Annotated in this window: 7 protein-coding genes; all 7 read left to right on the top strand. The window is 65.1% G+C overall.

The annotated features are described in order from the left end of the window. The coding region (gene infB, locus NUU27_RS23995; RefSeq protein ID WP_257764824.1) for a translation initiation factor IF-2 at window positions 1–2187 on the top strand (2187 nt) is incomplete at its 5' end. 134 nt (window positions 2188–2321) lie between these two features. Then, on the top strand, window positions 2322–2870 hold the full coding sequence (locus NUU27_RS23990; protein ID WP_257764823.1) for a YcxB family protein: 549 nt from the start codon (window positions 2322–2324) through the stop codon (window positions 2868–2870). 45 nt (window positions 2871–2915) lie between these two features. Beyond that, complete coding sequence (gene rbfA / locus NUU27_RS23985; RefSeq protein ID WP_257764822.1) at window positions 2916–3332, top strand: 30S ribosome-binding factor RbfA; 417 nt, start codon at window positions 2916–2918, stop codon at window positions 3330–3332. Beyond that, the gene (gene truB / locus NUU27_RS23980) at window positions 3332–4267 is read left to right on the top strand and encodes a tRNA pseudouridine(55) synthase TruB (protein ID WP_257764821.1); all 936 of its coding nucleotides are present in this window, start codon (window positions 3332–3334) and stop codon (window positions 4265–4267) included. The genes rbfA and truB overlap by 1 nt, the downstream gene beginning before the upstream one ends. Before the next feature lie 87 nt (window positions 4268–4354). Next, complete coding sequence (locus NUU27_RS23975; RefSeq protein ID WP_257764820.1) at window positions 4355–6100, top strand: sensor histidine kinase; 1746 nt, start codon at window positions 4355–4357, stop codon at window positions 6098–6100. Between the two features lie 210 nt (window positions 6101–6310). Then, window positions 6311–6580 (top strand): 30S ribosomal protein S15, encoded by a 270-nt coding sequence (rpsO, locus tag NUU27_RS23970; protein WP_257764819.1) that lies wholly within the window; start codon window positions 6311–6313, stop codon window positions 6578–6580. A gap of 310 nt (window positions 6581–6890) precedes the next feature. Then, complete coding sequence (pnp, locus tag NUU27_RS23965) at window positions 6891–9047, top strand: polyribonucleotide nucleotidyltransferase (RefSeq protein WP_257764818.1); 2157 nt, start codon at window positions 6891–6893, stop codon at window positions 9045–9047. Window positions 9048–9085 lie beyond the last annotated feature (38 nt).

Genomic DNA, 9085 nt, shown 5'->3' with positions numbered 1-9085 from the left:
CGCGCCGAGGAAGAGGAACGCCGCCAGCGCGAGCGCGAGGAATCCGCACGCCGCCAGGCGGAAGAGGAAGCCCGCCTCAAGGCTGAGGCCGAGGCGCGCGCCCGCGCCGAAGAGGAAGCCCGCCGCCGCGCACCGACCTCGGAACCGGCCGCCGCGCCGTCCGTTGCCGCCCCGCGGGTGGCCGACGATGACGATGACGGTGAAGGCAAGCCGAAGAGCAAGGGCCTGCCCGTCAAGCGCGTCGCGCCGAAGACCGAAGTCGCCCGCCCGGCCAAGCCGCGCAGCGAGGACGAGCGCCGCCGCGGAAAGCTGACGCTCAACAAGGCTCTTTCGGACGACGGCGAGGCGCGTGGCCGCTCGCTCTCCTCCATGCGCCGCCGGCAGGAGAAATTCCGCCGCGCCCAGCATCAGGAGCAGCGCGAGAAGATCACGCGCGAGGTCGTGCTGCCGGAGACGATCACCATCCAGGAGCTCGCCCAGCGCATGGCCGAGCGCGCCGTGGATGTGGTGAAGTTCTTCATGAAGCAGGGCCAGATCATGAAGCCCGGCGACGTGATCGACGCCGATACGGCCGAGCTGGTCGCCGAGGAATTCGGCCATACCGTCAAGCGCGTTGCCGAATCCGACGTCGAGGAAGGCCTGTTCAACATCGAGGACAAGGCCGAGGACCGGAGGCCGCGGCCACCCGTCGTCACGATCATGGGCCATGTCGATCACGGCAAGACCTCGCTGCTCGACGCCATCCGCCACGCGAATGTCGTGTCGGGCGAGGCCGGCGGCATCACCCAGCACATCGGCGCCTATCAGGTCGAGCAGGACGGTCAGACGATCACCTTCATCGACACGCCGGGCCACGCCGCGTTCACCGCGATGCGCGCCCGTGGCGCCCAGGCGACGGATATCGCGATCCTCGTGGTCGCCGCCGACGACAGCGTGATGCCGCAGACGATCGAGTCCATCAACCACGCCAAGGCGGCCGGTGTCCCGATCATCGTGGCGATCAACAAGGTCGACAAGCCGGAAGCCAACGCTCAGAAGGTGCGCACCGAGCTGCTCCAGCACGAGGTCTTCGTGGAATCGATGGGCGGCGACGTGCTCGACGTCGAGGTTTCCGCGACGAAGGGGACGAATCTCGACAGGCTGCTCGAGGCGATCCTGCTGCAGGCCGAGGTTCTGGAACTGAAGGCCAATCCCGACCGCACCGCCGAAGGCGTCGTCATCGAGGCGAAGCTCGACCGCGGCCGCGGCTCGGTCGCCACGGTTCTGGTGCAGACGGGCACACTGCACACCGGTGACATCATCGTCGCCGGCAATGAGTGGGGCCGCGTGCGCGCTCTGGTCAACGACCGCGGCGATCAGGTGAAGGAGGCGCCGCCCTCCATGCCGGTCGAGATCCTGGGTCTCCAGGGCACGCCACAGGCCGGCGACCGCTTTGCGGTGGTCGAGAACGAGGCGCGCGCCCGCGAGATCTCCGAGTATCGCCAGCGTCTGGCCCGCGAAAAGTCCGTTGCCCGCCAGGCCGGTCAGCGCGGCTCGCTCGAGCAGATGATGTCGCAGCTCCAGACCAGCGGCCTGAAGGAATTCCCGCTGATCATCAAGGGCGACGTGCAGGGCTCGATCGAGGCCATCGCCAACGCACTCGAGAAGCTCGGCACCGACGAGGTGCAGGCGCGCATCGTGCATGCGGGCGCCGGCGCTATCACCGAGAGCGACGTGTCGCTGGCGGAGACCTCGAACGCGGCCATCATCGGCTTCAACGTGCGCGCCAACAAGCAGGCGCGTGACGCTTCCGAGCAGGCCGGCATCGAGATCCGCTACTACAACATCATCTACGATCTCGTGGACGACATCAAAGCGGCCATGTCCGGCCTGCTTTCGCCGGAGCGGCGCGAGACCTTCCTCGGCAATGCCGAGATCCTCGAGGTCTTCAACGTCTCGAAGGTCGGCAAGGTCGCCGGTTGCCGGGTCACCGAAGGCAAGGTGGAGCGTGGCGCCGGCGTGCGCCTGATCCGCGACAGCGTGGTGATCCACGAAGGCAAGTTGAAGACGCTGAAGCGCTTCAAGGACGAGGTCTCGGAAGTTCCGGCCGGCCAGGAATGTGGCATGGCCTTCGAGAACTACGAGGACATCCGCGTCGGCGACGTTATCGAGGCGTTCCGCGTCGAGCACATCACCCGGACGCTGTAGGGAAGCCGGGCCGGACACCATGGTGTTCGGCCTGATATTCCCGAGCGAGAATCGCGTGTAAGAGCATGAGCGCTCCTTCCAGTGTACCCCGTGTCTGGCCAACAGATCCCGGCGTGTCCTTCACGAAGGAATTCATGCTCGACGTCGATGATCACGTGGTCGGCCGCTATGGAAGGACGGCCCCGTTGCAGCGCCTGCCGTTCCTGTGCGCGACGAGTCTCGTCGGTCTCTTCATCGGCCTGATCTACGGGTTCGACTGGTATCAACGTGGGGAGATCGGTCCCCTCGTGCTGTCGATCGCAGTTTCGGCCGGGATCGGGCTCGTGGCGGGATGGGCGAGCTATGGATTTTTCAGTGCCTTTGCACAGGGTCTCTGGCGAGGCTATCTTGAAAAACGCGAAGCCGTTGGGGTTCCCGTTGCTGCGACCGCAGACGCGCAAGGGCTCACAGTCAGGCTGCGCGGACAGACGTGGGTCTCGCCTTGGGACAGTCTTCTGGCCGTTGAGGAAGACGACAGGCTGTTCTACTTCTGGACGTCGAAGTATCAGGCCCATGTATGGCCCAAGCGCGCCTTCGACTCGCCGGAAGAGCAGGCTGCCTTCCGCAGCAGCCTCGAGGAGTGGACCGGCAGTGCGCCTGCTTCGCCCCCGCTCCTGGCGGGAAATGTCACGCCCGAATATTGATTTTCTACGGATCGTCGACCGATCCGCGCTGTTAAGAGGAATATGATGAGCAAGCACGCCTCAGCAGGCAGCGCCCCATCACAACGCCAGCTTCGCGTCGGCGAGCAGGTGCGTCACGCGATCGCGCAGCTCCTGCAGCGCGGCGAAGTCATCGACGACACGCTCGAGAGCACGGTGGTTTCCGTGTCGGAAGTGCGCATGTCGCCGGACCTCAAGATCGCCACGGCCTATGTCTCGCCGATCGGTGCCGCAGACAAGGATGCGGTCGTCGCGGCGCTCAACCGCCATGCACGTTTCATCCGCGGGCGCATCACGCCGTCGCTGCGGCAGATGAAATACATGCCGGAGCTGCGCTTCCGCTTCGACGACAGTTTTGAGAACTTCAACAAGATCGATCGCCTGCTCAAGTCGCCCGAGGTGGCGCGCGACCTGAAGGACGAACAAGACGAGGGCGATGCGTGATGGCGCGGCGCGGCAAGAGAAAGGGCCGTCCGGTCAATGGCTGGCTGATCCTCGACAAGCCGGCGGGCATGGGCTCCACCGACGCGGTGTCGAAGATCAAATGGCTGTTCAAGGCCGAGAAGGCCGGCCATGCCGGCACGCTCGATCCGCTCGCTTCCGGCATGCTGCCGATCGCGCTGGGCGATGCCACCAAGACCGTTCCCTTCGTCATGGACGGCGCCAAGGTCTACCGCTTCACCGTTGCCTGGGGCGAGGAGCGCTCCACGGACGACCTGGAGGGGCCGGTGACGAAGAGCTCCGACAAGCGTCCCAGCGAGGAGCAGGTGCGCAGGCTCCTGCCGCGCTACACCGGCATCATCATGCAGACGCCGCCGCAGTTCTCGGCGATCAAGATCGGCGGCGAACGCGCCTACGACCTGGCGCGCGACGGCGAGACGGTGGAGATTGCCCCGCGCGAGATCGAGATCGGCCGGCTCGACCTCTTGTCCCTGGAGGCCGACAGGGCTGTCTTCGAGGTCGAGTGCGGCAAGGGAACCTATGTGCGCAGCCTGGCGCGCGACATGGGGCGCGATTTGGAATGCTATGGGCACATCGCGGACCTGCGGCGCACTGAAGTCTATCCGTTCACGCCGGAGCAGATGGTCGAACTGCCGATGCTCGAAAAGGCGGCGGAAGCCGCGCATGGGGAAGAGGCCGACTTCACCGGGCTCGACGCCTGTCTGCTGGATATCGCGACGGCCCTGGAGGGGTTGCCGGAGATAGCCGTCAACGACGATGCCGCCGCCCGTATCCGGCTGGGCAATCCGGTGATCGTGCGCGGGCGCGATGCGCCGGCGGAAGCGCCGGAGGCCTGGGCCAGCGCGCGCGGGCGACTGGTTGCGCTCGGCGCCGTGGAGGCGGGCATGTTCAAGCCGAAGCGGGTCTTTTCCATCTGAGCGGAAATCCGCCATTATGCGCCCTGTAGCGCAACCGTTCGGCGTTTCGTGCATTGTGATCGGAGGCAAGCGAAGGGTTGGGGCCTTATGCAGTCGGACGATACCGTAAAGACAGAGATCCGCTCGGGCGTTCTTGATCGCCTGCGGATCCTGGCTTCCGGACCCAAGCCGATCGGCCTGTTCCTTCTCCTCCTGATCGCCGTCACCATCATTCCGTCCATCGGCGTTTCGGTGGTGCTCCTGCAGCGCAACAACGAGGCGCAGAACGAGGTCGTCACGACCCTGGCCGAGGCTATGGCGGGCTCCATCAACGAGGCTGTCGACCGTGAGCTGAGCGGCATGGCGACGACGCTGCGCGTGCTGTCGACGACGCCGTCGCTCACCAACGGCGAACTCGAGGATTTCGACAAGAGGGCGCGGCTCGCTCTTGCGGGAAGCGGGTCCTATTTCCTTCTGCTCGACGAGAACCTGCAGCAGCTCATCAACACCCGGACCGCCTTTGGCGAGCCGCTCGGGCCGACCTCCGATCCGCAATCAGCAGCGCTCGCCATGAAGACGCCGGGCAAGACGATTTCGGGAGTCTTCTTCGGCAAGACGTCCAGGAAATGGGTCTTCGATGTTCTGATGCCTTATGTGCCTCAAAGCGGCCCGCCCCGCATATTGGTCATGACGCGCGACGCCGCAACGCTGACCGACACGCTGTCGCAGCAGATGCTGCGCGGCGGCTGGAACGCCTCGGTCATCGACCAGAATGATCTGGTGATCGCCTCGTCCTTCATGTCCTCGGACGTCGGCAAGCCCTTCTTCCTCGATCTCAGTGGCAGCGGCCGCTACCGCAGGGCGCAGCCTGCGAATGGGGAAGGAAAGGGCACCTATATCGCCGTCGTCGACCAGTCGGAATACAGTGGCTGGAAAGCGGTGGTCTGGGCCTCGACCGATGCCGTCGAGGAGCCGATGCGGCGGTCCCTGCGGATGTTGCTGGTCGGCGGGCTTCTGGTGATCGCCATCGCCACCGTGGCGGCCTGGCTGCTGGGCCGGCAGATCGCCGGTCCGGTGCGCCGGCTTGCCCGCGATGCGCGGCGGCTCGGCGCGGGCGAGCCCGTGCAGGCGATCGACTATCCCATTGCCGAGGTGGCGACCGTCTCCTCGGCGCTCGCCGAGGCCGCCGTCGACCGGCAGGCTTCGGAGAACGAGATCCGCCTTCTCATGCGCGAGGTGGCGCACCGGTCGAAGAACCAGCTCACCGTCGTTGCCTCCATGGCAAAGCAGACGGCGCGCAGCGCACGCACCCTCGCATCCTTCCAGGACGCGTTCCAGAAAAGGTTGCACGGCCTGGCGCGATCGACCGATCTCCTGATCGCCGGCGGCGCGGCGGGCGTGGAGCTGCGCGAGCTCCTGACGATACAGATCGATCCGTTCCGCCCGGACGACCCGGATCGGCTGCAAATGGACGGACCGAAGTTCCGGCTCGCCAACCAGCCGGCGCAGACCATCGGCCTTGCCGTGCACGAGCTGGCCACCAACGCCTCCAAATACGGCGCCTTCTCGACGGATGCGGGACGCCTCGATTTATCCTGGCAGGTGGAGGCGGATGCGCTGACGATCGTCTGGCGCGAACACGTGCCGCGCCTGCGCCGCCGCGCGGGGCGGCGCGGCTTCGGCACCGAGATCATCGAGCGCATGCTGGGTGGGACGCTGGATGCGGAGATCTCCCGCACGTTTCACCGCGACGGCCTGGAGTGGATCTTCACGATTCCGGTCAGCCGGCTGCTGCCGGACAATCACGTGCTGGCGCACGGCGAAGCCGTGGGCCGGGCTTCCGGGCGGACTTAGGAATTCTACGGCCAAGTGGACACCGTGATCATATTCAGCGCGTTTGCCAACGGGCTGCGCGGCGGAGGAATGTTTGGGCTGGTAATTGTGGGCGTTTTCGCTTATATGCCGCCCAACATTGCGCTTGAAACGCATTGTGAAGCGGCCCCGGCTGGACGACATCCCGGCTGAGGGCGACCCCTTTTCCCAACATTCGAGAAAGGAAATCCGATGTCGATTACTGCAGAGCGCAAACAGGATTTGCTCAAGGAATTCGCCACCGCGAAGGGCGACACCGGTTCTCCGGAAGTCCAGGTTGCGATCCTGAGCGAGCGGATCAAGAACCTCACCGAGCACTTCAAGGACCACAAGAAGGACAACCACTCCCGGCGTGGCCTCCTGAAGCTCGTCTCGCAGCGTCGCCGCCTTCTGGACTATCTGAAGAAGAAGGACGAAGGCCGCTACCAGACGCTGATCGAGAAGCTCGGACTGCGGCGCTAAGCGTTTGACCGGCGGATGCCCTGGCATCCGCCGGTCGCATAATGGCGGGCGGTCAGCCGCCGCGCCTCACGGCTCCGGCCTAAGCATGATCCCGAACGCGGCGTAGAACCGCGCTCTCGTGCAAAGGAAGGCAGGATTGCCGGGGCCCCGATGGACAGGTCATGGGGCAGGATTGCAGGATGCTTGCGGCGCTCGTCGCCACGATCAAGCCTCCCGTTGTCTTGCCCGTGGCTCGTCCGAAAAACGAAGCCAGTCCGGAAGCGCGTTGCCGCAAAATGCGGCGCGGCCTTTCGGCACAGAAGGACAAGATATGTTCAAGCATCACAAAGTGGAAATCGAGTGGGGCGGTCGCCCTCTCACCCTCGAGACCGGCAAGATCGCCCGTCAGGCCGATGGCGCGGTTCTCGCGACCTACGGCGAGACCGTGGTTCTGGCCACCGTCGTCTCGGCCAAGGAGCCGAAGCCGGGCTTCGACTTCTTCCCGCTCACCGTCAACTACCAGGAAAAGACCTTCGCGGCCGGCAAGATTCCCGGCGGTTACTTCAAGCGCGAGGGCCGTCCGAGCGAAAAGGAGACGCTGGTCTCCCGCCTCATCGACCGCCCGATCCGCCCGCTCTTCGTCGAAGGCTACAAGAACGACACCCAGGTCATCGTCACCGTTCTCCAGCACGATCTGGAAAATGATCCGGACGTCGTCGCGATGGTCGCCGCTTCCGCCGCACTGACGCTTTCGGGCGTGCCTTTCATGGGCCCGATCGGCGCCGCGCGCGTTGGCTATATCGGTGGCGAGTACATCCTCAATCCGCACATCGATGAGATGGAAGAGACCAAGCTCGACCTCGTCGTCGCCGGCACCGGCGATGCCGTCCTGATGGTCGAATCGGAAGCCCAGCAGCTTTCCGAAGAGGTCATGCTCGGCGCCGTCATGTTCGGCCACAAGGGCTTCCAGCCGGTCATCGACGCGATCATCAAGCTTGCCGAAGTGGCCGCCAAAGAGCCGCGTGACTTCACGCCGCCGGACCTTTCGGATCTCGAAGGCGAGATGCTGAAGATCGTCGAGAACGACCTGCGCGAAGCCTACAAGATCACCGACAAGCAGCAGCGCTACGATGCCGTCGACGCGGCCAAGGCGAAGGTCAAGGGAGCCCTGCTTCCCGAGGACGCCGAAGAGACCAAGTGGACCTCCGAGCAGGTCAACACGGTGTTCAAGGGCCTGCAGGCCAAGATCGTCCGCTGGAACATCCTCGACACCAACCTGCGCATCGACGGCCGTGACCTCTCGACGGTCCGTCCGATCGTCGCCGAAGTGGGCGTCCTGCCGCGCACGCACGGCTCCGCCGTCTTCACGCGCGGCGAGACGCAGGCGCTGGTCGTTGCCACGTTGGGCACCGGCGAGGACGAGCAGTTCATCGACTCGCTCACCGGCACCTACAAGGAGACCTTCCTCCTTCATTACAACTTCCCGCCCTATTCGGTGGGCGAGACCGGCCGCATGGGGTCGCCCGGCCGCCGCGAGATCGGTCACGGCAAGCTGGCCTGGCGCGCCGTCCATCCGCTCCTGCCGGAGACGGAGCAGTTCCCCTACACGCTGCGCGTCGTCTCCGAGATCACCGAGTCCAACGGCTCGTCCTCCATGGCCACGGTCTGCGGCACCTCTCTGGCGCTGATGGATGCGGGCGTGCCGCTGGCCAAGCCCGTCGCCGGCATCGCCATGGGCCTGATCAAGGAAGAGGAGCGCTTCGCGGTCCTGTCCGATATCCTAGGTGACGAAGATCACCTCGGCGACATGGACTTCAAGGTCGCCGGCACGGATGCAGGCGTCACCTCGCTGCAGATGGACATCAAGATCCACGGCATCACCGAGGAGATCATGAAGATCGCCCTCGAGCAGGCCAAGGGCGGTCGTCTGCACATCCTCGGCGAGATGGCCAAGGCGCTGTCGGAAAGCCGCGGCGAGCTCGGCGAGTTCGCGCCGCGCATCGAGGTGATGACCATTCCGACCGACAAGATCCGCGACGTGATCGGCTCCGGCGGCAAGGTCATCCGCGAGATCGTCGAGAAGACCGGTGCCAAGATCAACATCGAGGACGACGGCACGGTGAAGATCGCCTCGTCCAACGCGAAGGAGATCGAGGCGGCCAAGAAGTGGATCCACTCCATCACCGCAGAGCCGGAAGTGGGCGAGATCTACGAGGGCACGGTCGTGAAGACCGCCGATTTCGGCGCCTTCGTGAACTTCTTCGGCCCGCGTGACGGCCTGGTTCACATCTCCCAACTCGCCTCCGAGCGCGTCGCCAAGACCACCGACGTGGTGAAGGAAGGCGACAAGGTGTTCGTGAAGCTCATGGGCTTCGACGAGCGCGGCAAGGTGCGCCTCTCCATGAAGGTCGTCGATCAGGAGACCGGCAAGGAGATCGTGCAGGAGAAGAAGAAAAAGGAAGAGGCCGGCGAGGAAGCCGAAGGCTGATCGCGCCGCTTTTCCGGTTGAATGCGGGCGCGCCTTGC

The sequence above is a fragment of the Nitratireductor sp. ZSWI3 genome (genome assembly GCF_024655565.1).
Classification (GTDB): Bacteria; Pseudomonadota; Alphaproteobacteria; order Rhizobiales; family Rhizobiaceae; genus Nitratireductor.
Note: the sequence above shows the minus strand (reverse complement) of the source record. Positions and strands in the feature narration are given on the sequence as shown.

Bases quoted from the DNA above. Each gene is read 5' to 3' on its own strand.
- NUU27_RS23990 (WP_257764823.1), top strand. From the start codon at position 2,322: ATGCTCGACGTCGATGATCACGTGGTCGGCCGCTATGGAAGGACGGCC.
- rbfA (WP_257764822.1), top strand. From the start codon at position 2,916: ATGAGCAAGCACGCCTCAGCAGGCAGCGCCCCATCACAACGCCAGCTT.
- truB (WP_257764821.1), top strand. From the start codon at position 3,332: ATGGCGCGGCGCGGCAAGAGAAAGGGCCGTCCGGTCAATGGCTGGCTG.
- NUU27_RS23975 (WP_257764820.1), top strand. From the start codon at position 4,355: ATGCAGTCGGACGATACCGTAAAGACAGAGATCCGCTCGGGCGTTCTT.
- rpsO (WP_257764819.1), top strand. From the start codon at position 6,311: ATGTCGATTACTGCAGAGCGCAAACAGGATTTGCTCAAGGAATTCGCC.
- pnp (WP_257764818.1), top strand. From the start codon at position 6,891: ATGTTCAAGCATCACAAAGTGGAAATCGAGTGGGGCGGTCGCCCTCTC.